Annotated in this window: 22 protein-coding genes; 10 read left to right on the top strand and 12 right to left on the bottom strand. The window is 64.8% G+C overall.

Annotated features, from left to right (window positions below; all coding sequences use genetic code 11):
- The first annotated feature begins 3 nt into the window (after positions 1-3).
- On the top strand, positions 4-729 hold the full coding sequence (gene deoD / locus ABHF91_RS03110; RefSeq protein ID WP_409422016.1) for a purine-nucleoside phosphorylase: 726 nt from the start codon (positions 4-6) through the stop codon (positions 727-729).
- Here deoD and ABHF91_RS03115 read toward each other — a convergent pair.
- Positions 714-1,349 carry an AhpA/YtjB family protein gene (locus tag ABHF91_RS03115; protein ID WP_409422017.1) on the bottom strand — a complete coding sequence of 212 codons (636 nt, stop codon included), beginning with the start codon at positions 1,347-1,349 and terminating at the stop codon, positions 714-716. The two genes, deoD and ABHF91_RS03115, sit on opposite strands and share 16 nt — an antisense overlap.
- A 114-nt stretch (positions 1,350-1,463) precedes the next feature.
- On the opposite strand from ABHF91_RS03115, the gene serB reads away from it, so the two are divergent.
- Positions 1,464-2,462, top strand: coding sequence for a phosphoserine phosphatase SerB (gene serB / locus ABHF91_RS03120; protein WP_409422018.1), 999 nt, complete (start codon positions 1,464-1,466; stop codon positions 2,460-2,462).
- A 69-nt stretch (positions 2,463-2,531) separates the two neighbouring features.
- On the opposite strand, the gene ABHF91_RS03125 is transcribed toward serB, so the two are convergent.
- A complete protein-coding gene (locus ABHF91_RS03125; protein WP_409422019.1) occupies positions 2,532-4,895 on the bottom strand; it encodes a PilZ domain-containing protein in 2,364 nt (787 codons plus the stop codon).
- A gap of 95 nt (positions 4,896-4,990) precedes the next feature.
- Between ABHF91_RS03125 and radA the strand changes: the two genes are divergently transcribed.
- A complete protein-coding gene (gene radA / locus ABHF91_RS03130; RefSeq protein ID WP_409422020.1) occupies positions 4,991-6,355 on the top strand; it encodes a DNA repair protein RadA in 1,365 nt (454 codons plus the stop codon).
- Here the strand turns inward: radA and ABHF91_RS03135 are convergent.
- Positions 6,352-6,747, bottom strand: coding sequence for a PilZ domain-containing protein (locus ABHF91_RS03135; RefSeq protein ID WP_409422021.1), 396 nt, complete (start codon positions 6,745-6,747; stop codon positions 6,352-6,354). The two genes, radA and ABHF91_RS03135, sit on opposite strands and share 4 nt — an antisense overlap.
- A gap of 53 nt (positions 6,748-6,800) precedes the next feature.
- Complete coding sequence (rsd, locus tag ABHF91_RS03140) at positions 6,801-7,277, bottom strand: sigma D regulator (RefSeq protein ID WP_409422022.1); 477 nt, start codon at positions 7,275-7,277, stop codon at positions 6,801-6,803.
- 184 nt (positions 7,278-7,461) lie between these two features.
- Between rsd and hemE the strand changes: the two genes are divergently transcribed.
- Entirely contained in the window at positions 7,462-8,526 is a 1,065-nt protein-coding gene (gene hemE / locus ABHF91_RS03145) for a uroporphyrinogen decarboxylase (RefSeq protein WP_409422023.1), read from the top strand.
- 60 nt (positions 8,527-8,586) lie between these two features.
- Here the strand turns inward: hemE and ABHF91_RS03150 are convergent, their stop codons facing one another.
- The 3 genes from ABHF91_RS03150 to ABHF91_RS03160 form a co-directional block, all read right to left on the bottom strand.
- Complete coding sequence (locus ABHF91_RS03150; protein WP_409422024.1) at positions 8,587-10,029, bottom strand: peptidoglycan DD-metalloendopeptidase family protein; 1,443 nt, start codon at positions 10,027-10,029, stop codon at positions 8,587-8,589.
- Between the two features lie 347 nt (positions 10,030-10,376).
- A complete protein-coding gene (locus ABHF91_RS03155) occupies positions 10,377-10,967 on the bottom strand; it encodes a uracil-DNA glycosylase family protein (RefSeq protein WP_409422025.1) in 591 nt (196 codons plus the stop codon).
- A gap of 2 nt (positions 10,968-10,969) precedes the next feature.
- Entirely contained in the window at positions 10,970-11,914 is a 945-nt protein-coding gene (locus ABHF91_RS03160; protein WP_409422026.1) for a D-2-hydroxyacid dehydrogenase, read from the bottom strand.
- A gap of 126 nt (positions 11,915-12,040) precedes the next feature.
- Here ABHF91_RS03160 and ABHF91_RS03165 point away from each other — a divergent pair, with 126 nt between their 5' ends.
- On the top strand, positions 12,041-12,619 hold the full coding sequence (locus ABHF91_RS03165) for a YjaG family protein (protein WP_409422027.1): 579 nt from the start codon (positions 12,041-12,043) through the stop codon (positions 12,617-12,619).
- Between the two features lie 68 nt (positions 12,620-12,687).
- On the opposite strand, the gene ABHF91_RS03170 is transcribed toward ABHF91_RS03165, so the two are convergent.
- The 3 genes from ABHF91_RS03170 to ABHF91_RS03180 form a co-directional block, all read right to left on the bottom strand.
- Positions 12,688-15,891: an efflux RND transporter permease subunit gene (locus tag ABHF91_RS03170; RefSeq protein WP_409422028.1), complete on the bottom strand. Its 3,204-nt coding sequence runs from the start codon at positions 15,889-15,891 to the stop codon at positions 12,688-12,690.
- Positions 15,881-16,930, bottom strand: coding sequence for an efflux RND transporter periplasmic adaptor subunit (locus tag ABHF91_RS03175; protein WP_409422029.1), 1,050 nt, complete (start codon positions 16,928-16,930; stop codon positions 15,881-15,883). The genes ABHF91_RS03170 and ABHF91_RS03175 overlap by 11 nt, the downstream gene beginning before the upstream one ends.
- Before the next feature lie 67 nt (positions 16,931-16,997).
- Positions 16,998-18,047 (bottom strand): CNNM domain-containing protein, encoded by a 1,050-nt coding sequence (locus ABHF91_RS03180; RefSeq protein ID WP_409422030.1) that lies wholly within the window; start codon positions 18,045-18,047, stop codon positions 16,998-17,000.
- Positions 18,048-18,298: 251 nt separating this feature from the next.
- On the opposite strand from ABHF91_RS03180, the gene ABHF91_RS03185 reads away from it, so the two are divergent.
- Positions 18,299-18,571, top strand: a complete 273-nt coding sequence (locus tag ABHF91_RS03185; protein ID WP_409422031.1) for an HU family DNA-binding protein — start codon at positions 18,299-18,301, stop codon at positions 18,569-18,571.
- 122 nt (positions 18,572-18,693) lie between these two features.
- Entirely contained in the window at positions 18,694-19,377 is a 684-nt protein-coding gene (gene yjjG, locus ABHF91_RS03190) for a pyrimidine 5'-nucleotidase (RefSeq protein ID WP_409422032.1), read from the top strand.
- 1 nt (position 19,378) lies between these two features.
- Here the strand turns inward: yjjG and ABHF91_RS03195 are convergent, their stop codons facing one another.
- Entirely contained in the window at positions 19,379-20,416 is a 1,038-nt protein-coding gene (locus tag ABHF91_RS03195; protein WP_409422033.1) for a cation diffusion facilitator family transporter, read from the bottom strand.
- Positions 20,417-20,485: 69 nt separating this feature from the next.
- Between ABHF91_RS03195 and ABHF91_RS03200 the strand changes: the two genes are divergently transcribed.
- From ABHF91_RS03200 to ABHF91_RS03210, 3 genes are read left to right on the top strand one after another with little or no spacing between them, the layout of a single operon-like run.
- Entirely contained in the window at positions 20,486-20,755 is a 270-nt protein-coding gene (locus tag ABHF91_RS03200; RefSeq protein ID WP_409422034.1) for a metal/formaldehyde-sensitive transcriptional repressor, read from the top strand.
- A gap of 57 nt (positions 20,756-20,812) precedes the next feature.
- The gene (yidA, locus tag ABHF91_RS03205; RefSeq protein ID WP_409422035.1) at positions 20,813-21,631 is read left to right on the top strand and encodes a sugar-phosphatase; all 819 of its coding nucleotides are present in this window, start codon (positions 20,813-20,815) and stop codon (positions 21,629-21,631) included.
- A gap of 13 nt (positions 21,632-21,644) precedes the next feature.
- The gene (locus ABHF91_RS03210; RefSeq protein ID WP_409422036.1) at positions 21,645-22,775 is read left to right on the top strand and encodes a YcbX family protein; all 1,131 of its coding nucleotides are present in this window, start codon (positions 21,645-21,647) and stop codon (positions 22,773-22,775) included.
- On the opposite strand, the gene ABHF91_RS03215 is transcribed toward ABHF91_RS03210, so the two are convergent.
- Positions 22,772-23,014: a DUF2960 family protein gene (locus ABHF91_RS03215; RefSeq protein WP_409422037.1), complete on the bottom strand. Its 243-nt coding sequence runs from the start codon at positions 23,012-23,014 to the stop codon at positions 22,772-22,774. The genes ABHF91_RS03210 and ABHF91_RS03215 overlap by 4 nt on opposite strands.
- Positions 23,015-23,275: the final 261 nt, after the last annotated feature.

Raw genomic sequence — 23,275 nt, forward strand, 5'->3', positions numbered from 1 at the left:
ACGATGGCAACTCCTCATATCAACGCCGAAGCGGGCGCCTTTGCCGATGTGGTGCTGATGCCGGGGGATCCCCTGCGCGCCAAGTACATCGCCGAGACCTTTCTGGACGACGCCAAGCTGGTGACCGACGTGCGCAACATGTACGGCTACACCGGCACCTACCAGGGCCGCCGGGTCTCCGTCATGGGCCACGGCATGGGCATCCCCTCCTGCTCCATCTACAGCAAGGAGCTGATCACCGAGTACGGCGTCAAGACCCTGATCCGGGTGGGCTCCTGCGGCGCGGTGCGCCAGGACGTCAAGCTGCGGGACGTGGTGATCGGCATGGGGGCCTGCACCGACTCCAAGGTCAACCGCATGCGCTTCCGGGATCACGACTTCGCCGCCATCGCCGATTACGGTCTGGTGCACAACGCGGTGGAAGCCGCCAAGGCCCTGGGGGTGACGGTGAAGGTGGGCAATCTGTTCTCCGCAGATCTGTTCTACAACCCGGATTTCACCATGTTCGACGTCATGGACAAGTACGGCATCCTGGGGGTGGAGATGGAAGCGGCGGGCATCTACGGCGTGGCGGCAGAGTTCGGCGCCAAGGCGCTGACCATCTGCACCGTGTCCGATCACATCAAGAACGGCGAGCAGACCAGCAGCGAAGAGCGTCAGCTGACCTTCAATGACATGATCAAGGTGTCACTTGAGTCCGTGTTGCTGGGGGATCAGGCGCCCGTCTGATCCTCGGCCTGCTCCTCGGGGTGTGCCTTGTGGCGCTGGACCTTGTGCCAGCGCCGGCGGGGAATGCCCTTGCACAGCAAGATGCCGGCGGCCAGCATCATCAGCAGCAGCTGGCGCCAGCGCTCAAACAGGGTTTGCTGATACTCGGTGTGGGCGGCCAGCATCTTGCGCTCCTCCAGGGTGATGCGCAAAAAACCCAGCAACTCCCCCGTATCGGAGCGCAGCTCCTGCACGAAGGGGAGCCGACCCCGCCCCAGTGGCGGGGTTTGCGTCTCACCGGGGTCGATGGCCAGCAGCTTGTCCAGCGGCACCGACTGGGCGGAGGTCACTACCTGGCGGCCCTGGGCATCGTACAGGGTGGCATCCCGCAGGTTGACATCGTCGGCGAGCGTGTCCACCAGCTGCTGCAGGGCGGCGTTATTCTGCGGATGGAGATAGCGGATGGCGTCGTGGGCGGCGAAGCTGGTGAGGGTCTGGGCCAGCAGGCGGCTCTGGCGCTTGAGCAGCTGGTCGCCGTCGTGGCGCACCTGCCAGGTGAGCACCAGGGCCCAGATGGCCAACAACAGCCCGGATCCCAGATACAGCAGTCGGATCAGCTTGAAACCCTTGGGCACTACCACACTCTCCCCACGACAAAGGCCTCATCTTCGAACTTGCCTGGATAAAAAGCAATACGCTACCCTGACGCCTGTTTTGCCTATCTGACACAGTCCACAACAGGGAGTTGTTTCCGCATGCCGTTTTCCACCCTGCCCGCCCGTCTGGCCGATTGGCCCGCCTTGTTCCCCGCCTCCGGCCTGCTGCGCCTGGGGGCCCAGGGTGCCGAACCCCTGGCCAGCCTGCCGGAGCACACCGGTATCCTGGTGCTGATGGGGCGCCCGTTGGCGTTGAGCGAACTGGCTCCATTGGCCGCACGACTGGATCAGGCCCCCGTGGCCCTGCCGCCCTTCAACGTGGCCGGTGTCGAGGTGCTGGTGCTGCTGACGAGCAGCTTTGATGAGGCCCTGGGGGAGTGGCTCAAGGCCCAGACCTGGTCGCTGGATGCCGCCTATGTGCGGGCACTGCCGGATCTGGCCGAGCCCGGCCTGCTGCTGATGGACATGGACTCCACCGCCATCCAGATCGAGTGCATCGACGAGATCGCCCGGCTGGCCGGGGTGGGGGAGCAGGTGGCCGCCGTCACCGCTGCCGCCATGCAGGGCAAGCTGGAGTTCTGCGACAGCCTGCGCAACCGGGTCGCCCTGCTGAAAGATGCCGATGCCGCCATTCTGGAGCAGGTGGTGGATCTCATGCCCCTGATGCCGGGGCTGGAAACCCTGGTGGCGCGGCTCAAGCAAGCCGGCTGGAAGGTGGCCATCGCCTCCGGCGGCTTCACCCGCTTCGCCGGCCATCTGCAGCAGACCCTGGGGCTGGATCATATCGAGGCCAATAACCTGGTGGTGCGGGACGGTCGGCTCACCGGTGAGGTGGACGGCCGCATCGTGGACGGCAAGGTGAAGGCTCAGACCCTGCTGGATCTCAAGGCCCGCTATGGCATCGCCGACCACCAGACGGTGGCCATCGGCGACGGCGCCAACGATCTGCCCATGCTGGCCAATGCCGCCCTGGGGCTGGCCCTGCACGCCAAGCCCATCGTCCGTCAACAGGCCCAGGTGGCCATAGCCCGACTGGATCTGGAGGCGGCCCTCTGCCTGCTGGAGGCCGGCAGCCGCCTGGCCGCGTTGCGGGGGTGAGCCGAGCAGGCAAGACGCCACATAAAAACGGGAGCCAAAGGCTCCCGTTTTTATTGCCGACCTACTGCTTTATTTCAGGCTAATCCCCAGGCGGAACAGGGTTTCCCCCGTGGTGTCCATCAGATCACAGATGCCTATGATGCTCCACAGGCTCTCCTCCAGCTGCTTGGCCTTGTGGATGGCATACTTGGCGATGTAGTCCATCTCGTGGGCGACGAAGTCGATGTCCGGTCGCCCGGTGCGGGAGGCAAACAGTCGTACCGAGAAGAAACCCCCGCGCTTGAGGGCCTTGAGGGCGTAGGCCTGTTTGGCGGCGGCATCCTTGAAGTCGGACTCCAGGTGGATGTCGTAGCTGTGGTTGCCCTGGGCATCCAGCTGCCGGCTGATAAACAGCTGCTGCTCCTTGGGCCTGTCTTCCCGTCTGACGTGGTTGAGGGGCTGCAGCAGCACCGACTTCAGCGCCTCGCCATCAAACAGGGGCGTCAGGTTGTAGGGCTTCTCCTGGCGGCATTCGGCCAGCAGCTTGAGCAGTGGGCGGGGCCGCTCCACCATGCCGATGGCTCCCAGACGGTTGCTCTGGTGTTTGCTCAGGTACAGGGGGGTGGTGAACAGGTGGTGGCTGTAGAGGTTGCGCAGGGCCACCGCCATGCCTGGATAGCGGCGCAGCTCCCGGGTCGCCTTGAGCTTGTCCGGATTGCTGTCGATCAGGCGGCTGAAGAACTGGCGGCCCACGTGGTTGCTGGGCAGGCCATCGATGCACAGGTGCAGCACGGTGCGGGTGGCGTTGCTGTTGACGATGCGATAGGGCAGCTCGCTCAGATCCATCTCCTTGGACAGGGTCTGCAGCTTGGGCAGCGCCAGGTGGACGAGATCGCCTTTCTCGCAGACCAGAGGCTGCTCCAGCTCGATCTGCAGCCCCTGGGTGGAGATGTCCCGGGTCCAGCCGATGAGGCGTTCCTCCGCCGTCTTCACCACCACGGCGGTCTTGTGGCTGTAGCGCAGCTCCTTGCGTAGTTGGGCGTAGTGCAGCAGTTCCAGCTCGAAGTCGGCCACCTCGCTCCGGTGGGCGAAGATCTGTAGCTCGTTGGCGTTGCTCTGGGCGGGATCCGGCTGGCTGAGCAGGTAATCCCGACGGTGTTCTTCGTCATCCACCGCCTGCAGCAGGCCTACGTAGCCCAGCTCACCCAGCCATTGGGTCAGCTGCTCCTGGTAGGCCGGCGTCAGGCTGTGTGGCAGGAGATTGGCCAGCTGGGGCAGGGCCAGATCGGTCGGCTCCAGCTCCAGCTTGTAAACCCGCCAACTGGGGCGTTTGGCGCCGACGCTGAAGAACAGGCTGCGCAGGCCGGTCTGCTCCAACTCTTCACGGCTGGCGGAGAAGAAGTAGATGTGGCTGCGCAGCGTGTGGGTGAAGCAGTAGAGCCAGGTTTCCTTGCGCGGCCCCGGTTGGGCCAGCAGGGCCTTGAGGCGAGCTTCGCCAAACAGGCCGGCCAGCTTCTCTTCGTTGCGCTCGTTGCGCCAGTATTCCAGCTCCTGCTGGTTGTTTTCCGTCTTGAGCACGTAGCGCAGGGCCGGGGTGTCGCCGCGCGCGAAGAACAACGGCAGGCCGGTCATGCGCGGCAGGAAGTATTGCTCGTAGCCCTTCACCTGGGCAGAGGAGAGCAGGTAGTCGATGCTGACCCGGTAGCGCCACTTGTTGTCGTTGATGAAGCCCTTGAGGTAGGCATCCAGCTCGGCGTCCTCCTCCTGGCGCAGCAGCTTGAGCCAGGTGCGGCCGTCGCGGCGATCTTCTCCCAGGATCTGATAGGGAATCGCCTTGCGGATGACGTTGGCCGGTTTCTCCTTTAGCAGACCGACAAACTGCAGGTAGCAGGTATCCCCCGGTTGATACGGGGGGGACGTCTCCACCTGGAGCTTTAGGCCGCCCACCGAGATATCCGAGGTCTTGGCCTCGATCTGGATCTGATCCCCCAGTTGCAGCAACACGGGGGAGCTGAAATGCATGCGCTCCTCCCGTCGCTGGTGATAGCTGGCGAAGCGGATGGCCTCCACATCCAGCCGGCTGGGGGAGGGGGGGCCGCTGTCGGCGCTGGCCTGCTGGCGGTGCAGGCGCTCGTCCTCCATCACCGCCTCGTATGCCCCCATGGTGTAGCAATTGCGGTAGATCTTCAGCTGGGTCTGCAAGACCTCCAGGGCCTCGTCGGTGAGAAAGTGCTGCACGCCGCTAAACTGGAAGGGTTTGCTCTGGGGGTGCCGGGCGCGCATGTCGATGATGCGGATGCAGGGGGTGCACTTGCGCTTAAGCTCCATCTTCAGCAGGAACTGGGTATTGCGGCTCTCCTCGTGGGTGAGACGGGCAAAGATCTCCTCGAAATCTGGTTCCCTTACCAGAGGGATGAGCTGATCCAGCAAGGGTTGGTAGGCGACCATGTCCATGGGCGAGGTGGGCTCCTGCTAACGCTGTGTCTATCAAGGGGTAATTTAATTTACTATATCGTCCATGTCGTTGTTTTCTTGAGAAGGATGAGAGGATGGCCCGCAACAAGGTGGCCTTTGTCTGCAGCGAATGCGGCGCGGAATTCGCCCGCTGGCAGGGACAATGTACCGAGTGCAAGGAGTGGAACACCATCAGCGAGGTGCGTCTCGGGCCGGCGGCGGTCAGCAAGGGCGCCCGCCAAAGCGGCTATGCCGGCGAACTCAGCGGCAAGGTGCAGACCTTGAGCGAGGTGTCGCTGGCGGATCTGCCGCGGCTGGGGTCCGGCTTCTCCGAGCTGGATCGGGTGCTGGGGGGCGGTATAGTGCCGGGCTCGGCCATCCTCATCGGCGGCCATCCCGGCGCCGGCAAGAGTACCCTGCTGCTGCAGACCATGTGCGCCCTGGCGGCTCGCATGCCGACCCTGTATGTCACCGGTGAGGAGTCCCTGCAGCAGGTGGCCATGCGGGCCAATCGCCTCAATCTGCCCACCGACAAGCTGCGCATCCTGTCGGAAACCAGCGTGGAGCAGATCTGCCATCTGGCGGCCCAGGAGAAGCCGGCCATCATGGTCATCGACTCCATCCAGGTGATGCACGTGGCGGATGTCAGCTCGGCGCCGGGCTCCGTCTCCCAGGTGCGGGAGGCGGCGGCCCAGCTGACCCGCTTCGCCAAGCAGCAGCAGGTGGCCATCTTCATGGTGGGGCACGTCACCAAGGACGGCACCCTGGCCGGTCCCAAGGTGCTGGAGCACTGCGTTGACTGCTCTTTGCTGCTGGAGGGGGCCTCGGACTCGCGTTTTCGTACCCTGCGCTGTCAGAAGAACCGCTTCGGTGCGGTGAACGAGCTGGGGGTGTTCGCCATGACGGGGCAGGGCATGCGGGAGGTGAGCAACCCGTCCGCCATCTTCCTCAACCGTGGCGAGGCCAACAGCCCGGGCTCAGTGGTGATGGTGATCTGGGAAGGCACCCGGCCCTTGCTGGTGGAGCTGCAGGCCCTGGTGGATGGCTCGCAGTTGGCCAATCCCCGGCGTCTGGCGGTGGGCACCGAGCATAACCGGTTGGCCCTGTTGCTGGCGGTGCTGCATCGTCATGGCGGCATCCAGATGGCGGATCAGGACGTGTTCATCAATGTGGTGGGGGGCGTCAAGGTGGAGGAGACCAGCGCGGATCTGGCGCTGGTGCTGGCCATGGTCTCCAGTTTTCGCGATCGGCCCCTGCCGCAGGATCTCATCACCTTCGGCGAGGTGGGGCTGTCGGGGGAGATACGCCCGGTGCCTTCGGGACTTGAGCGCTTGCAGGAGGCGGCCAAGCACGGCTTCCGGCGCGCCATCATCCCCCATGCCAACCGCCCCAAGCAGGCGATTGGCGAGATGGAGATCATGCCGGTGCGGACCCTGGCCGAGGCGCTGGAGCTGCTCTAGTCCTCGGGGGAGTGCAGGCCCTCATGCTCCAGATGCTCTTCCAGCAGGTGGGCCAGTTCTCGCTGCAGCAGCTCGCTGCTGCCGACGTTCAGCTCGACAAGGCGCTTGAGGTGGGAGGCGCTGTCGATATCGATATGGTGGCAGTAGAGCCCCAGCCGATTGGGATCGGCATGGGTGGGCTCCACCTCCATCTTGAGCTCGATATCCGAGTCCGCCAGGCAAAACCGCAGCAGATAGCGGCCGGCGGCCGTCTCCGGCCAGTCTAGTGGGCGTTCCACCAGGGCACCTTGCAACGACAAGTCCAGCAGCCGGGTGGGCCATTGTTGCTCGCCTTGGCTCAGCAGGGCGGGGTTGGAGAACACCACCCGGAAAAAACGACGTCGATCGACCATGACTATGCTCTCGTAAGGGACTGCCCCAAGTGTAGGTGGAAGTGGGCGCGAGGTTAAGCCTCGGCAGCAGCCGATTCGCTCAGGGCATCCAGCAGATCCAGCACGGCGACTAGCCGATCCTCCAGGCGAAAGCGTTCTTCCAGCAAGGGGCCCAACTCATTGAGGTGCTCATCCAAGTCCATCAGGCTCTCGTCATCCTCCGCAATTTCGCCGTAGGCATCGTGGAAGGCCATCAGGCGTTCCGTGTTGTGCTCGATGCGCGGGATGATGCGGTTGGCCAGGGAGAGGCGGCGACCGCTGGCGTGTTCGAAGGCTTCCACCACGTAGTGATAGATTTCGAAATGGCCGGCGGAGACATAGTCCACCAGATGCTGGCAGAAGTCCTGGATATCACTGGCACAGGGCAGATTCTTGCTCTTGGTCAGGGCGATGAAGCGGCACAACAAGGTCCGGCGCGCGGTGAGCCAGGCATCCACAGCACTATTTTGCCCAGCCAGCTGGCGTTGAGTTTGTTCGAGCTTGGTCAGCATGGCGCCTCCTGATGTAACAATGTTGTTACGACTATTAGTAAAGATTTGGCGGGTGCGGATCAATAGTGGTCATCACATTCTTGCCTGCCTGTGCCTGTCAGAAACAGCAGAACCGCTCACCAGGCCCTTTTTGGTGTCATGGATGTTAGAATGGCAGGCCATTTTTGTGACGCAGGAAATTGCCATGTCGCCACTGCTCAATGATCGTTACCTCCGGGCCCTGCAGCGCCAGCCGGTGGATCAGACTCCCATCTGGATGATGCGCCAGGCGGGTCGCTACCTGCCGGAATACCGGGCCGTGCGGGCCCAGGCCGGTGACTTCATGGCCCTGTGCCGCCATGCCGAGCTGGCCTGCGAGGTCACCCTGCAGCCCTTGCGCCGTTATCCCCTGGATGCGGCCATCCTGTTTTCCGACATTCTGACTATCCCGGATGCCATGGGCCTGGGCCTCTCCTTTGGCTCGGGCGAAGGACCGCGCTTCGCCAATCCGGTGCGCAGCGCCCGGGATGTGGCGGCCTTGCCGGTGCCGGATCCCGAGGATGAGTTGGGCTATGTGATGAATGCGGTGCGCACCATACGGCGGGAGCTCAAGGGCCAGGTGCCACTCATCGGCTTCTCCGGCAGCCCCTGGACCCTGGCCACCTACATGGTGGAGGGGGGCTCATCCAAGACCTTCACCCTGATCAAGCAGATGCTGTACCGCGAGCCCGCGCTGCTGCATGCCCTGCTGGACAAGCTGACCGACAGCGTCATCCTCTATCTCAATGCCCAGGTGGCGGCCGGTGCCCAGGCCCTGATGCTGTTCGACACCTGGGGTGGTGTGCTCTCCACACCGGCCTATCAGGCCTTCTCCCTGGATTACATGGCCCGTATCGTGGCCGGGGTGACCCGGCAGGCCGAGGGGCGGCGCGTGCCCATTACCTTGTTTACCAAGGGCGGTGGCCAGTGGCTGGAGCAGATCGCCGCCACCGGTTGCGATGGCGTGGGGCTGGACTGGACTCAGTCACTGACCCAGGCGCGAACCAGGGTGGGGCAGCAGGCGGCATTGCAGGGCAACATGGATCCGTCTGTGCTGTATGCCGACTCCGACACCATCAGTGCCGAGGTGGCGCGTATCCTGGCGGAGTTCGGCCAGGGCAGTGGCCATGTGTTCAACCTGGGCCATGGCATCCATCAGGATGTGGATCCCGCGCGGGCTGGCCATTTCATCGCCGAGGTGCAGCGTCAGTCACGGGCCTACCACGGCTAGGTGGGTGTTGTCCGCCAATAAAAAAGCCGACCATCAGGTAGGCTTTTTTGTCGCTGGCGTTTAGCTCGCCAGCAGGCGATTATATTCCTTCACCTTGGCCAGGAAGCTGGTGCGTTCCTTGCCACCCATGGTGCTGTTCACCGGCAGGTCCACCCGCATGGCATCCACGGGACGGTTGTTGATGCGGAATTCGTAGTGCAGGTGTGGCCCGGTGGAGCGCCCTGTGTTGCCGGACAGGCCGATCTTCTGGCCCTGCTTCACCTTCTGGCCGGCCTTCACCAACAGCTTGCTCATGTGCATGTAGGTGGTGCTGTACTTGCCGTTGTGCCGGATGACGATGTAACGACCACAGGCCGGGTGGCTGGTGGCCTTGACCACGACCCCATCGCCGGTGGCCATGACGGGGGTGCCGACCCGTGCCGGGAAGTCGGTGCCGTTGTGGGGTTGCACGATACCTGTCACCGGATTGCGGCGGTTGGGGCTGAAGCCGGAACTGACGCGATGCAGTGACGGAATGGGGTAGCGCATGAAGGTGCCGCTGCTGAAACCGCTGGCGGTCTCGTCATAGAAGCGGCCATCGGTGTGGCGATAGGCCTTGTAATCCCGGCCCTTGGTGGAGAACACCACGGCCAGCACCTTGGCATCACGGTTGGGTGCCCCGGCGGCAGCCGGCTTGTCCAGCAGTACCTTGAATTGATCGCCCTTGCGCAGATCCCGGCGGAAGTCGATGCGGCCCTGGAACAGACGGGTGACCTGCACGATTTGGTTGGCGGTGAGGCCGGACAGGCGGGCATCGGTCCCGAAGGCGGCGCGGATTTGTCCTTTCACCACCCGACTGGTGGCCACGGCGGCCTTGGGCTTGCTGGCCTGGTTGCTGGCCGGGGCCTGACTCTGGGCCTGGGCCTGGGCCATGGCCACCTGAGGGATGCCGTCGCTGTCGCTGTCCAGACGAGAGATGTAGCCATCGCCCTTGCGGTTGAACACCACGCGGTCCGTGGCGCTGACCGGAATGCTGAGCTGTTGCACCATGTTCTGACCATCGATGACGAAGGAGAGGGTCTGGCCGGGGCGCAGGCGGATCAGGGAGTTCTGAATGTCCACTTCCAGCAGTTTCTGCAGCGTCTTGGCGGGCAGGTTCAGGGTATTGAAGATGACGGACAGGTTGTCATCCGCCTTGACCACGTAATCCGTGTTGGGCGGGTCCACATCTTCGGCCGCGTTGCTATCGGCGTCTTCGGCACCCACGACGGTGTCGCTGTCCACCAGCTCGTTGTCGGGGATGCTCAGGTATTCGGTATCTGTGTTGGCCATGGCCACATCTGTGGTGAGATCGTCCCCATCGACGATCATCGGCGTGTTGGACAGCAGCTCGCCCGGGGCGGGCAGCAGGGTCACACTGGCCATGGAAAAACCGGCCAACATCAGGATGGCATACAGGTGCTGACGAGGAATCGGCAATTCCCCCACAGCTATGCGCGGCATTGGCGGCATAAGGCGTTTCATCCTGTGTCCTTCAGGTATGTCGGAATTCGCAGTGTTATAGCACTACACAAAAGGCGGGCGAAGCAAACGAAGGCATGGGCGCCCGGAAACCGGATTTGTATCACGCTTCCCCTGGGCTGACCACAGATATTCCAAGTTTTCTCAGTTTTCGTGCCGGTTTAGCGGGGGGTTTATCTCAAAATTCTCTCTGAATGACACCCTGAGTCTCAAGCCGGACCGCTCCGCCGTCAGGCCCGTCAGGCTGGGGACTGGCTCCGTTACGGCCGTGCACGGGCGTGTTAGCAAAAAGTTACATTTGGCCGTTACGAGGGGTCTTCGTTACCGGTCGAGTGATTTTCACACTTTTTTCACAAGGGTGTCGTCTGGGTCAGCTCGGTCAGCCGTTGCCGCAGGCGCGGCACGATTTGCTGCTCGAACATTGGGTTGCGTTTGAGCCAGAGCTGGTTGCGGGGCGAGGGATGGGGCAGGGGCCAGAAGCGGGGGCCGTAGCGCTCCGGCTGCAGCACCCGCTGGGTGAGGCTCTGGCGGTCGCCCAGATAGTAACGCTGGGCGTATTGGCCCACCAGCAGGATGAGCGACAGATCGGGCAGGTGAGCGAGCACTGACTCATGCCACAGGGGCGCACACTCGGGGCGCGGCGGATTATCTCCCTGCCGACCTCGCCCCGGGTAGCACAGCCCCATGGGCATGATGGCCACCCGGGTTTCGTCGTAGAACTGCTCCGGGGTCATTTGCAGCCATTGCCGCAGACGGGCTCCCGAGGCATCGTCCCAGGGGATGCCGCTGGCATGCACCCGGGTGCCCGGCGCCTGGCCGATGATCAGCAGGCGCGCGCTGGTCGTGCCGCGGATCACGGGGCGGGGTCCCAGGGGCAGGTGCGCGGCACAGTGCCGGCAGGCGCGAATGCGGGCCAGCAGCTGCTCCAGCGTCTGTGTCATGCTCAGTAGCCGCGGCGAAAGTCCACCTGGTATTCAAGCGGGGCCTGGGCCCGCCACAGGCGGTAGTTGCGGGCGAAGATGCGGGTTACCTGATCCGGCAGGCTCCAGGCGGCGTTGTGGGGCGTGATGATCAAATTGGGCTGGTGCCACAGGGGCGACTTGGCCGGCAGGGGCTCCTCCTCGAACACATCCACCACGGCGGCTCCCAGAAGGCCCTGGCGCAGGGCGCTGATCAGCACGTCGCTGGCGATGAGATCACCGCGCCCCACGTTGAACAGGATGGCGCCCCGCTTGCAGTGGCTCAGCAGCTCCGGGGTCAGCAGATGACGGGTCTGGGGGGTGGAGGGCAGCACGCTGACGATCACATCGCTCTTGGCCAGCAGGCGGGGCAGGGCGCTGGGCTGATAGGTGGCGGCGAAACCGGCCACCTCCCGGCCGGAGCGGTTGACGCCCTTGACCTGCATGCCGAAGTGCTGGGCGGTACGGGCCAGGTGCTGGCCTATGCTGCCGGTGCCCAGGATCAGCATCTGCCGGCCCGCCAGCCCCTGATAGGGCGCCGCCTGCCATTGGCCCTGCTTTTGTTGTTCCCGGTACAGGGGTAGATGCCGGGTCAGGCTCAGCAGGTGAGCGAACACATACTCACTCATCAGCGGGCCGAAGATCTCGCGGATGTTGGTCAGCAGATAGTCCTGCCGCAGCCCGGGTTGCAGCAGGGCATCCACCCCGGCATAGGTGGATTGGGCCCACTGCAGCCGTTTGGCCTCCTTCAGCCAGGGGGCCAGGGTGGCCGGCTCCCCCAACAGCACCTGGGCCTGGGCCACCAGCTCGGCGGTGGGCGCCTCCCCGGGACGGCCCAACAGAGCTAGGCCGGGCATGGCTTCCTTCTGCAGCAGGCGGCGGTAGTGGGCTTCGTCACGGCTGAGGATCAGCAGGCGGGTATCTGACATGGGAACTCCTTATCAACGGCATGTTCAACATGGTACGTCAGGAGAGCGGCTCGGGTCATCGGGCCAGTCGTTTCCTCCCTTGGGGCCAATGGACTACAATAGGACCCTTACTTGAAGGAGTGCGGCGTGTTTGGCGAAAAATTCTACAAGCGGCTGGACAAGTTCCAGCCCTGGCAGCAGACCCTGTTTGCCTTGGCCCTGGCCGAGCGCATGTATCCCAATTATGTGCTGTATGCCGAAACCAGTGGCAAGGGGGACGGCCAGGCGTTCCGGGCGGCCCTGGATGCCCTCTGGCAATACCTGACCCAGAAAAGCTCCCGGGTCGATCTGGGGGCCATCCTGGAGCAGTTCGAGGAGCAGGTGCCGGATCCCCGCCTGGAGGATCACTACGGTGCCTACCCGGCGCTGGATGCCTGTGTGGCCCTGGGGGCCGCCTACAACTCGGTGATCTGCCGCATCGGCGAAGAGGCCCAGGAGGCCAGCCATGCCTCCGTGGGCTCGGTGGCCGGCTTCATCGAACTGATGGAGGAGCAGGAGCTTGAAGAGGAAGCCCTCTACGCCCATCCCCTGATGGAGGCGGAGCTGGAGTTCCAGGTCGAGCTGCTCAACCGGGTGGGTAACCCGCGGGATGCCGAGCAGATCCTGGTCCTCAAGGAGTGGGCCGGCCAGGGGGGCGTCTCCAACCTGGGCATCAGCCTGGAGTGAGTGCCCGCTAGCTGACCTGAGCCAGCAACACAAAGGCCACCTTCCGGTGGCCTTTTGCGTTATGGGCGTCACTCCGTGGCGGGTTCTGTGGGCGGCTGACTGGCCTCCTTGCGCCGCAGGTAGAGGAAGTAGAGCACAGGGATCACCACCAGGGTCAGCAGGGTGGAGATCAGGATGCCGAACAGCAAACTGATGGCCAGGCCGTTGAAGATGGGGTCGTCCAGGATGAAGAGGGCGCCGATCATGGCCGCCAGGGCGGTGAGTATGATGGGCTTGGCCCGCACCGCGCCGCTCTTCACCACCGCCTCGTCCAAGGGCAGGCCCTGGGCGTGCAGGTGGTTGGCGTAATCCACCAGCAGGATGGAGTTGCGCACTATGATGCCGGCCAGGGCGATCATGCCGATCATGGAGGTGGCGGTGAACTGGGCACCCAGCAGGGCATGACCCGGCAGCACCCCTATGATGGTCAGGGGGATGGGCGCCATGATGATGAGGGGCACTAGGTAGGAGTTGAACTGGGCCACCACCAGCAGGTAGATGAGCAGTATCCCCACCCCGTAGGCGATGCTCATGTCCCGGAAGGTCTCGTAGGTGATCTTCCACTCGCCGTCCCAGTGCAGGGCCACCCCATCCACCCCCTTGGGCGAGCCCACCAGGCTCTGTGGCCATTCTGGGTGTTGCTTTCGCAGCTGGCTGGCGATCTCCGCCATGCCATAGAGGGGGCTGTCCAACGGGCCGGCCATGTCGGCGGTCACCATGATCATGGGCTGCATGTTCTTGTGCACCAGGGTGTGGGGCTGGTTGCCCTGGCTCAGGGTCACCAGTTCCCCCAAGGGCACCGGCTGGCCGCTGGCGCTGGGCAGGGTGAGGGCCAGCACCCCCTGCAGATCCACCCGGTCACCGGCCGGCAGCCGCAGGCGAATGGGCACAGGGTATTTCTGCCCGGCGCGGTGCAGGTAGGCGGCATCCTCACCGGCCAGGGCGCCGGCAAGGGTCTGCACCATGGCCTGCTGGCTGATGCCAAGGCGGGCGGCCTTGGCCCGGTCGATATGCAGCTGCCACTGGGGTTGCGGCACCGGCAGGGCGCGGCCTATGTCCACCACATCCTGGCTGGCGGCAAAGATCTGCTCGATCTGGCTGGCGGCCTGCTCCCGCAGGGCCTGGGTCGGGCCATACACCTCCAGCAAGATGGGGGACCAGACCGGCGGCCCGGGGGGGATCTCCACCACCTGCAGCCGGGCGTTGTGCGCCTGGGCGAGGGCCTGCAGCTTGGGGCGTACCGCCAGGGCGATCTCATGGCTGCTTCTGTCCCTGTGATGCTTGTCCAGCAGGTTGACCTGCAGATCCCCCAGGTTGGCGTCCTGGCGCAGGAAGTAGTGGCGCACCAGACCATTGAAGTTCATGGGGGCCGAGGTGCCGGCGTAGAGCTGCACGTCCGTGACCTCCGGCTCCTGGCTCACCTCGTCCGCCAGCTGGGCCAGCAGCGCCTGGGTCTGCTCCACCGGGCTGCCTTCGGGCAGCTCCACCATCACCTGGAATTCCGACTTGTTGTCGAACGGCAGCATCTTGAGCACCACCCATTCCAGCGCCGGCAGGGCCAGGGAGGCGGCCAGCAGCAGTATCACCCCCAGCCCCAGCCAGCGGCGGGCGCGGGGGGCCTTGGGTCCCTGCACGAAGCGGCCCAGAACCTGGTGCATCAGGGGGCTGCCGTCCGGGTTGTGGGGCGGCGGGGCGTGGCGCCCCAGCAGGTGCAGGGCCAGGTAGGGGGTGACGATGAAGGCCACCCCCAGGGAGAGCAACATGCCGGTGCTGGCATTGATGGGGATGGGGCTCATGTAGGGGCCCATCAGGCCGCTGACGAAGGCCATGGGCAGCAGGGCCGCGATCACCGTCAGGGTGGCCAGTATGGTGGGGTGGCCCACCTCGTCCACCGCCAGGGGGATGGCCTGGGTCAGGGGGCGCGGGCCCCCCAGGTGGCGGTGGATGCTCTCCACCACGACTATGGCGTCATCTACCAGGATGCCGATGGAGAAGATCAGGGCGAACAGCGAGATGCGGTTGAGGGTGAAACCCCACACCCAGGAGGCGAACAGGGTCAGGGCCAGGGTCAGCAGGATGGCGCTGCCCACCACCAGGGCCTCCCGCCAGCCCATGCTGAGCCACACCAGCAGCACCACGGCCAGGGTGGCGAAGATCAGCTTGCCGATCAGCTTGTTGGCCTTGTCGTTGGCGGTCTTGCCGTAGTCCCGGGTCAGGCTGACCTGCACCTGGGCGGGGATCAGCTGATTGCGCAGGGTGGCCACCCGCGCTTGAATGGCGGCGGAGAGATCCACCGCATTGACGCCGGGTTGCTTGGCGATGGACAGGGTCACCGCCGGGTAGAGGGCGCCGTCCTTGCTCATCCAGACGTTGGCGCCCGGTTCATCGGCCTGCAGGGTCACCTGGGCGATATCCCCCAGGTAGACGGGGGCCTGATCCCGCACCGCCACTACCAGCTGGCGCACCTCGTCCAACGAGTGGAGGAAGTCCCCCACCTGCACCTTGATCTGCCGGTTGTCCTGGGTCAAGTCCAGCGGCGTGCTGGCGCGGTTGGCCGCGCCCAGGGTGGCGGAGACCTGGGGCCAGCTCACCCCGTAGGCCGCCATGGCCTGGGGATCCAGCTGCACCTGTACCGTCAGGGCGTGACGGCCCATGGTCTTGATGTCCTTGGTGCCGGGCAGGCGCTTGAGCTCCGTCTCCAGGCCGTGGGCCACGGCGGTGAGATCCTGGGCCGTGAGGTGAGCGTCCTGACTCCACAGGGTCAAGCCGAGAATGGGCACGTCATCTATGCTGCGGGGTTTGACCAGGGGTTGGCCGACCCCCAGCCCCTGGGGCAGCCAGTCCTGGTGACTCATCAGCTGGTTATACAGCTCCACCAGGGCCTGCTGGCGCGGGGTGCCCACCTTGAACACCACTATGAGCACGGCACCGCCGGGCTGGGAGAAGGAATAGAGGGTGTCCAGATCCTTGAGTTCGGAGATCACCTGCTCCGCCGGCAGGGTCACCAGATCCGCCACCTCCTGGGGGGAGGCGCCGGGGAAGGGGATGAAGACGTCGGCGAAGGTCACCTCGATCTGCGGCTCCTCCTCCTTGGGGGTGATGAGCACGGCGCCCAGGCCCAGCAGCAAGGCCACCAGGCAGATGAGGGGCGTGAGGGGTGACTGGAGAAACTGGCGGGCCAGCCGGCCGGCGATCCCCAGGCTCGGCGCTGTGCCTTGCGGATCATGGGGCATAGTGGCCTCCTTGGGCGCTCACCTGGGCCCAGGCATCCTGCAGCACTGTCTCTCCGGCGCTGAGGCCGGCGAGTATCTCCACTTCGCCCTCCCGACTATCGCCCAGTTTGACCTGGCGCAGCTGGGGGCCCTTGGGGGTCATCACATACACGGCGGTCAACTCCGACTGCTGCAAGATGGCGCTCTGGGGCAGGCGCAGGGCCTGGCGCTGGCCCAACGGCAGCCCCAGCTTCACCCACTCTCCGGGCAGCCAGTGCATACCGTCTTGCGCCGGCAAGGGCAGGCGCAGGCGGAAGCTGTGGCTGGCGGGATCGGCATAGCGGTAGATCTGATAGTCGGTGAGGGCCAGGGTCTCACCATCGGCCAGCCGCAGGCTGAAGCCCTGTTGGGTCTGCAACTGGCCCTGCAGGCGCTGGGGCACGTCCGCCACCACCCGCATGTGGGTCAGGGCGAAGCCCGACAGCAGGGGCTGGCCCGGGGTGACGGTCTCGCCCACCGACACATGGCGGGCGGAGACCACCCCGGCGTAAGGGGCCAGCACCCGGGTGTAGCCCACCGCCTCCTTGGCCTGGACCACGGCGGCCTTGGCCTGGTTGACGTTGCCGCGGGCTGCCTGGGCGGCGGCCTTGGCGCTGTCATACTCCCGGCGGGAGACGGTGCCCTTGGCCAGCAGGGCCTGCATGCGCACTAACTGATTGTCCGCCTCCAACTGCTGGGCCTGGGCGGCGGCCAGGGCCGCTTCGGCGCGGGACAGACCCGCCGCCTGTTCGGTACTGGTGATCTCCAGCAGCACCTCGCCGGCCTCCACCATGTCGTTGACGTCCACATTGAGGGCCGTGATGCGCCCCTGGGTCTGGGCGGCCACAGTGCCTTGATCCACGGGTTCCAGCTGACCATCTACCCACCACCATCTGGCTTCGGTCTGGGGCCTCAGGGTCAGGGTGGCCGGGGTCTCGGCCGCCTGAATGGGTACCTGGCTGAGGGTCGCCAGCAGCAGCAGGCTGCCGGCTCGTAGCAGGGGAATAAACCGGGTTCGCATAGGGCCACCTCAGTTAAATTAGATTAATCTAATGTATTGCGAATGTGGGTTGAACACAAGGCGTTAACTAATCCGGGTGCAGGCTGATGCCATGCTCCTGGATCCGCTTGCGCCATAGCTGACGGGCCAGGACCTGCATGTCGTCGGCCATGTCATCCCGTTCGACTATCTCCAACCCTAACATGGTTTCGACTAGGTCCTCCATGGTCACCAGCCCCTGCACCTCACCGTATTCGTTCACCACCAGGGCTAGCGGCTCTCGTTGGGCCAACAGGGAGTCGAACAGGGAGGGGAGCGAGGCGGTGCAGGGCACCACAAACAGCGCCCGCAGCCAGTGGCGCAGGGGCAGGCGGTCGCCGCCCTTGGCCGCCGCCAGCAGCAGATCCTGCTGGTGCACGTAGCCTATGATGTTGTCCACCTCGCCCTCGAACAGCGGCAGGCGGGTGAAGGGCGGCGGGGTGGGCAGGCTCAGGTACTCCACCAGGGGCAGATCCGCCGACAGCCGGTAGAGCACGGTGCGGGGGGTCATGATGTGGCTGACCTTGAGTTCGGCAAAGTGCAGCAGGTGCTGGATGATGCGGCTCTCCTTGGCGGCCAGTTCGCCGGCCTGATGCCCCAGCTCCGCCATGGCGGCGATCTCCTCCCGGTAGTGGGCCCCATGCACCGGTCGGCCCAGCCGGTTGGCGAGTCGTTCCGCCAGCCAGATAAAGGGGAACAGCAGCCGGATGAGCCACAGCAGGGGCCGGCCTATGTAGGGGGCCCACTGGCGCCAGCGGGTGGCCCCCAGGGTCTTGGGGACGATCTCGGTCAGATAGAGGATCAGCAGGGTCAGCAGGGCGGAAGCCGGTGCCATCCAGATCTCGCCAAACAGCCTGGCCGACTCGGCACCCACCCCGGCGGCCCCCACCGTATGGGCGATGGTGTTGAGGGTGAGGATGGCGGCCAGGGGCCGATCGATCTGCTGTTTGAGCTGGTGCAGGCGGGCGGCGGCGGCCGGTTGACTGGCCCTGAGCTTGTGGACATAGCTGCCGGTCAGCGACAGCAGGATGGCCTCCAGCAGGGAGCAGATGAAGGAGACCCCCAACGCCAGTCCCAGGTAGCCCAACAACCAGCCCATGAGGCCACCTCCCGTGTCGAGTGACGCTCACCGAATAGACCTGTTAATGGTAGCGTTTTCTGCCTGGCTCCGACGGCCAAGCCAGGCGGCATGCGCCCTGGCGGGGAGATAAGTGTGATATTGACGGCAGATCTTGATGAAAAGCCCATCGCTTGGGCGCGCTTGGCGGAGAAAGCCTTTGCCAGCCCTGGCGATTTTGAATAGATTGAACCCGTTTTTCACATGCCCGCATAAGAATAAGGACTCTCGCTATGAACAAAACCGAGCTGGTTGACGCCATTGCCGCCAAGGCTGATATGAGCAAGGCCCAAGCCAAGGCCGCACTGGAAGTAATGCTCGATAGCATCACTGCCACCCTCAAGGAAGGGGAGCAGGTGCAGCTGGTTGGCTTTGGCACCTTCAAGGTCAGCCATCGCGCCGCGCGCACCGGTCGCAACCCGCAAACCGGTCAGGAAATCACCATTGCCGCCAGCAATGTGCCTTCCTTCGTTGCCGGCAAGGCACTGAAGGACGCCGTCAACTAAGACGTCTGCTTGGCCAGTGAAGCCCGCCATCCGGCGGGCTTTTTGTTGCCCGCTTTTTTTGTGTGGCCAAAGGCGGCCCCTGCCCATGCTATGCTGCGCCTCTTTGCTGTAAGGAGATGCCCATGGCTTACCGTTGGATCCTGTTTGATCTGGACGACACCCTGTTTGATTTCCCTGCTCCCCGGGCGCTGGAGACCACCCTGGCGCACTACGAGGTGCAGCTGACTCCCGAGCTGTTGGCGGATTACCAGCAGCTCAACCAGGGACTCTGGCAGCAGTTCAACGCCGGGCAGATCGACTCCAAGACCCTGCAGTTCGAGCGTTTCAGCCAGCTGGCGCCCCTGGCCGGCGTTACTCCCTGGGAACTAAACCAGCGTTTCTTTGCCGCTATCCTGGATTACAGCGCGCCGCTGGACGGCGTGGTCAGCACCCTGGCGCAGCTGCAGGGCAAGGTGGGGCTGGGCATAGTCACCAATGGCTTTGGCGACATTCAGCGGGCACGGCTGGCCAAGAGCGGCCTGACCGGCTGTTTTGATTTTCTGCTGGTGTCGGAGGAGCTGGGGGTCAACAAGCCGGATCCGCGGATCTTCGCCATCGCCGGCGAGCAGATGGCGAACTGCCCGGTGGGGGACGTGCTGATGGTGGGGGACAACCCGCTGACCGACGTGGCCGGTGCCGCGGCGGCGGGCATGGAGACCTGCTGGTTCGATCTGCACAAGCAGGGCCACGCAGTGGCGGCGACCCACATCATCACGGATTTTGCCGAGCTGCTGGGGCTGCCGCGGGTGGCAGCCCTGCTGGCCTGAGTCAACGGGCTGGATGCTCTATGGTCAGGTGTGCCAGGCTCGGCAGCCGTACCAGGGCCTGGCGCAGGCGACCGATGGCCGCCGCATCGTCCTGGGCCAGCCCTATGATGGCGGCGTAACGCCCCTCACCGATCCGCCAGACATGTAACTCGGACAGCTCGAGAGCCAGATCCTCGGCCGCATGCTGGATCTGATGGCTGAGCTGGCCGCCCTGCAGATCGATGAGGATCTGCCCGGTTTCTTTGAGCAGACGCCAGGCCCACACCAGGATCAGGGCGCCGCCGACGAAGCCCATCAGGGGATCCAGCCAGGCGGCGCCCCACAGCATGCCCCCCGCCAGCGCCAGTATGGCCAGCACCGAGGTGGCGGCATCGGTCAGCACGTGGATATAGGCGGCGTGCTTGTTTAGATCACGTACCTGTTCCCCTTTACCTCCATGGGCATGGGCCTCATGCTCGTGGTCGTGCTCGTGCTCGTGCTCGTGCTCGTGCTCGTGCTCGTGCTCGTGGTCGTGGTCGTGGTCGTGGTCGTGGTCGTGGTCATGGTCGTGAGCATGGCCATGGTGATGGTGCCCTGGACCATGGTGGTGATCATCCCCCAGCAACCAGGCGCTCAGCAGGTTGACCCCCAGCCCCAGCACCGCCACCAGCATGGAGTCGCGGTAGTTGATCTGGCCGGGATCCAGCAGCCGCCAGAAGGACTCCCAGAACATGGACAGGGCCACCACCGCCAGCAGCAGGGCGCTGGTGTAGGCCCCCAGGATCTCTATCTTCCAGGTGCCGAAGGCAAAGCGGGAATCGCCGGAAAAGCGCCGTGCCAGCCGATAGGCCAGCAGGGCGATGCCCATGGCCAGGGCATGGGTGCTCATGTGCCAGCCATCGGCCAGCAGGGCCATGGAGTGGAATTGCCAACCGGCCAGGATTTCGACCATCATGGTCACCAGGGTGAGCACCACCACCCAGGCGACCTTGCGCTCGGCGCCCTGGTTGGCGCGGTGGAAGGCGGCCGCCTGATTACAACGCAGTTGGGGGGATGACATGATGAGGCTCCGGCAGTTATCTTATCGTCTGTCGTCAACATACTCCCCCCCAGTATAAGAGAGCAAGCGATGAGCCATACCCTGAAAGAAAAAAAGGCCCTGCTCAACCGGGTACGCCGGCTGCGGGGGCAGATTGATGCCCTGGAGCGGGCCCTGGAGGAGGAGGCGGGTTGTTATCCCATCCTGCAACAGATCAGCGCCGTGCGGGGGGCCGTAAATGGCCTGATGGGCCAGGTGATCGAGGGCCATATCCGGGAACATATGCAACCGCTTGCAGGTGGGGAAGAACCTCAGGCGGGGGATGAGCTGATCAAGGTGCTGCGCTCTTACCTCAAATAGGTCAAGATGGGCGGATTATTCGCTACCTGCAGTGGGGCCTGGCCCCGAGGAGAGACGATGTACAAACTGGTTGCACTGGATATGGACGGCACCTTGCTGGACCCGGCCGGCGAGATTTCCGCCGCTAATCGCGCGGCCATCGCCGCGGCCCGTGACCTTGGCGTGACCGTGGTGCTGGCTTCCGGGCGCCCCCTGGCCGGCATGCGCTGGGCCCTGGACGAGCTGCAGATGACCGGCCTGCAGGACTATGTGCTGAGCTTCAACGGCGCCCTCATCCAGCAGGTGGGCAACGGTGCCGTGCTGCACGCCCAGGGGCTCAGCGCCCAGGATGCCCGGGATCTGCAGGCCCTCGCCAGCGAGCTGGGGGTGCATTGCCATGCCTTCACCGAACGCCTGGGGCTGGTGACGCCCGAGTCCAGCCATTACACCCGCCTGGAGCAGCATCATAACGGCATCGATCTGCTGGAGATGGACTTTTCCGGCCTGGACGAGGACGACACCGTCATCAAGGTGATGATGGTGGATGAGCCTGCGCTGCTGGCGGCGGCCATCGCCGCCCTGCCGCAGTGGGTCTACGAGCGTTTCACCGTGGTGCAGAGCACCCCCTACTTCCTCGAGTTTCTGCACCCCAGCTGCAACAAGGGCGAGGGGGTGGCGCTGCTGGCCCGCCATCTGGGGCTGGGTGCCGAGCAGGTGATCTGCGTCGGCGACGGCGGCAACGATGCCCACATGCTGGAGTTTGCCGGTCTGGGGGTGGCCATGGGCAATGCGGTGGACGAGCTAAAGGCCATGGCGGATTTCGTCACCCACTCCCATGCCGAGGACGGGGTGGCCCATGTGCTGGAGCGCTTCATCCTCCATCCGCAGACCGCCTGAGCAGGAGCCTGCCATGACCTCGTCCCACGCCGTCGTCAGCGGCCTGACCCTGTACCCCATCAAGTCCTGCCTGGCCGTGGCGCAACGCCGGGTCTGGGTGGGGGAGGAGGGGTTGCAGGGGGATCGCCGTTTCATGGTGGTCAAACCCGATGGCAGCTTCGTCACCGCCCGTACCCATCCCCAGCTGCAGCAGGTGAGTGTGGAACTGCTGCCGGTGGGGTTGCGGCTGCAGGCCCCCGGCCTGCCGGCCATCGGCATCCTCACCGAACGCTTCGTCGGTCAGGGATTTCAGACCCAGGTCTGGCAGGACAGCTTCGTGGCCTGGACCACCCATCCGGATTACGACGACTGGTTCAGTCGCCTGCTGGGAGAGCCGGTGCGGCTATTGTGGCTGGGGCTGCAGTCGGAGCGTTACCGGGCCAAACTGGGCCAGCGGGTAAGCTTTGCCGACGGGTATCCCCTGCTGCTCATCGGCGAGGCGGCACTGAGTGACCTCAACGGTCGCATGGCCGAACCGCAGCGGATGAGTCAGTTTCGCCCTAATTTAGTGTTTCGCGGCGGCACGCCCTTTGCCGAGGATGGTTGGCGCCGCATCCGGGTGGGGGAGGTGGAGTTTCTCGTGGCCAAGCCCTGCAGCCGCTGTGTCATGACCACTCTGGATGCCCAGCGCGGTGAGTATCATCCTCTCAAGGAGCCGCTTGCGACCCTGGCCACCTATCGCATGGGGGAGGATGGCGAGATCTATTTCGGCCAGAACCTGCAGCCGCTCAACGAAGGCTGGATCCAGCTGGGGGATGCGGTGGAGGTGTTGGAGACTCAGGCTGCCCCCGTTTATGCCCCCAAGCCGCGCATGGTGGTGGCCGATGCCCCACCGGCCGGTGATCGGCACCGGGTGACGGTGGGTGAGACTCAGCTGACTGTGCGGGGCGATGCCACCTTGCTGGATCAGTTGGAGGATGCCGGGCTGGATTGGCCCTACAGTTGTCGCAGCGGTTTCTGTGGTCACTGCCGGCGTCCCTTGCTCTCCGGCAGCGTGACTCACCAGCCTGCCACCGAGCTGGCCAAACATCTGGAGTCCAAGGGTGAGGTGCTACCCTGCTGCGCTTATGCCACCGGCGATCTGGCGCTGGCGGAGCGCCGTTAGGATTCCCGGGTCACCTGGATGTCGGCAAACCCCAGGCGGGCGAACTCCTTCTCCCGGTAATCCTTGAGGGCCTGCTTGTCCCGAGTCAGGGCGCGGAGCTGGTGCTCCATGGCCAAGAAGGCGGACAGGTCCACCCCTTCGGCCTTGGCCAGGGCTTCGTAGATATCGTGGTACTTGTCGTTGGCATAGGGCAGGCTGCGCGCCTGCCCCAGGTAGCTGTAAGTGATGGTGATGGCCATGCGTTACTCCTCTGCCTTGCCCGCGGCTTTGCCGCGGCCCCAGGGGGAGGTGCCACCGGCCGCTTGAGCACCCTCGGCGCGGGGTGCGCCGTTACCCTTGCGATGGGGCTTGGGCTGGCGGCGCTCGCCATCCTGCTCGAAGCGACGGGCCGGGCGCTCGCCTTGGGGCCGCGGGCTGCGGCGCTCACCATCCTGCTCAAAGCGGCGGGCCGGGCGTTCGCCCTGCGGCCGCGGACCGCGGCGTTCACCATCCTGTTCGAA

It is taken from the genome of Pseudaeromonas aegiceratis, assembly GCF_046254905.1.
Lineage (GTDB): Bacteria > Pseudomonadota > Gammaproteobacteria > Enterobacterales > Aeromonadaceae > Pseudaeromonas > Pseudaeromonas aegiceratis.